The 2140-nt window shown below is 61.7% G+C and carries 2 protein-coding genes and 1 pseudogene; all 3 read left to right on the top strand.

Features of this window, described 5'->3' with window-relative positions:
- A pseudogene (locus tag EN964_RS16815) lies at positions 1 to 621 on the top strand (TIGR04290 family methyltransferase); the annotation flags it as partial.
- Positions 614 to 1546: a beta-xylosidase gene (locus EN964_RS16810; protein WP_127269611.1), complete on the top strand. Its 933-nt coding sequence runs from the start codon at positions 614 to 616 to the stop codon at positions 1544 to 1546. The pseudogene EN964_RS16815 and the gene EN964_RS16810, both read left to right, overlap by 8 nt.
- A gap of 6 nt (positions 1547 to 1552) precedes the next feature.
- Positions 1553 to 2140 (top strand): glycosyltransferase (locus tag EN964_RS16805; RefSeq protein ID WP_245490659.1); only part of this gene is annotated, 588 nt, incomplete at its 3' end.

The raw sequence follows: 2140 nt of genomic DNA, 5'->3' as shown, positions 1-2140 counted from the left end.
GAGGCCTTTCCCGCCGATCTGACAGGCAAGACGGTGTTGGATATTGGTTGCAATGCCGGTTTCTATTCCATCGAGATGAAACGGCGAGGTGCTGCCCGTGTCCTCGGCATCGATTTCGATGAGGCCTATCTGGCGCAGGCCCGCTTTGCCGCCGAGATCGCCGATTGCGAGATCGAATTCCAGAAACTTTCGGTCTACGACGTCGGCGCCCTGAGTGAAACGTTCGATGTCGTGCTGTTCATGGGGGTGCTTTATCACCTGCGCCACCCCTTGCTCGCGCTCGACCTTATCCGTGAGCACGTCGCCGGTGACCTGATGATCTTCCAGTCCATGCAGCGCGGCAGCACAGATCTGCCCGAGATGGAAGAGAACTATCATTTCTGGACGCATGACCTGTTCGACCGGCCGGAATTTCCCAAGCTCCATTTCATCGAGCACCGCTATGCCGATGACCCGACCAACTGGTGGATACCCAACCGCGCCTGCACCGAAGCGATGCTGCGCAGCGCCGGTTTCGAGATCGTTCTGCACCCCGAACAGGAGGTCTATTTCTGCCGCGCCGCCGGCGACGCGGCCAGTGGGGGTCCCGTCTACCCCTCGAAAGGACAGCGCCATGATTGAAGCCGCGATGATCTGGAACGAGCCCAATAACAAATCGCATTGGGATCCCGAGCTCGACCCCGATTGGAGCCGCTTCGCCGGGATGGCAATCCTGGCGGCGGACGCAATCGCATCTGAAAACCCGGCTTTGACCAAAGTGCTCGGTGGCATCTCGCCAATAGATCCGGGGTTCATCACCCGCATGAAGGAATTCGGCGTGCTGGATCATGTCGATGCCGTCGCCGTGCACGGCTTTCCCCTCGACTGGAATCTGTGGCAGATCCAGGAATGGCCGCAGAAGATCGGCGAGATCGCGACCGTCACCGATCTTCCCATCTGGGTCAGCGAAGTCGGCGTATCGACCTTCGGCGCCGAGGAAATCCAAGTCTGGGGGCTCAAGCGCACAGCTGAATTGCTGCTCGGCAATGCGCCACGCATCCAGTGGTACAGCCTCTACGATCTTCCGCGTGAATGGGAAGCAACGACGCGTCACCGCGAAGCCGAGGGCTCCTCTTACTATCGTCATTTCCATATGGGGCTGCTACGCCAGGACGGCACGCCAAAGCCCGCGCTGGAGGAATTCCTGCGCCATACACCCGCAATGGGCCTGGTGCAGTGGTTTCATTTCGAAGACCCGCGGCTGGACGATGCCGTCGCCTGGATGAAGCGGCTGGGTGTCACCAATATGCGTACCGGGCTTTCCTGGGCGGACAGTTTTCGGCCGAATGCGCTGGACTGGTTCGACCGGCAGATGGAAGCACTCGCCGATTTCGATGTGACGGTCACCTTCTGCTTCACACCTCAGCACCGCGGAATGATGCCCCACCACACCAGCCCGCCCCTGGTGCCGGAGGAGTTCGCTGAATTCTGTTCAACCATGATCCGCCGCTATGCGCCTGGCATGACATCCGCCTCGCTCCCCACGCAGCGGGCCTCGGCCGCGTGAAATGTCATGCTGCCCATGCATCAGATGCAGGACTTCGCGACGCCGTTGACAGGTGGAGATACGGCGCAGGGCAACGAGACGCGCCCAGGCGAGACACTCACCGTCCTCAATGTCGCCTACCCTCTCGCGCCCGTCGGCCCCGACGCTGTCGGCGGTGCCGAACAGGTTCTGTCGATGCTCGATCGGGCACTGGTTCAGGCCGGTCATCGATCTATCGTCATTGGCTGCCGAGGCTCCAGAACGAGCGGCACGCTTGTGGAAATACCGGCCGAAAACGGCGTACTCGACGAGGCGGCGAAGAGCCGCGCGCAACAGGCCCATCGCGAGGCGATCGCGGCTGCCCGTGCCCGATGGCCCATCGACGTGGTTCATCTGCACGGCATAGATTTCGACGCTTATCTGCCCGACGATGGTCCGACCTTGGTGACCCTCCACCTGCCATTGGATTGGTATCCGGCCGCGGCATTGCGCCCCACGCGCGGTGATCTCTGGCTCCATGCGGTCTCGCCCGCCCAGCAGAAAACCGCGCCATCAGACGCCCGGCTGACGGCGCCGATTCCGAACGGCGTTGACATCGAAGCACTGACCCTGCTG

Source organism: Mesorhizobium sp. M7A.F.Ca.CA.001.10.2.1 (assembly GCF_003998575.1).
Lineage (GTDB): Bacteria > Pseudomonadota > Alphaproteobacteria > Rhizobiales > Rhizobiaceae > Mesorhizobium.
The sequence above is the reverse complement of the archived record's forward strand: the minus strand, read 5'-3'. Positions and strand labels throughout refer to the sequence as shown.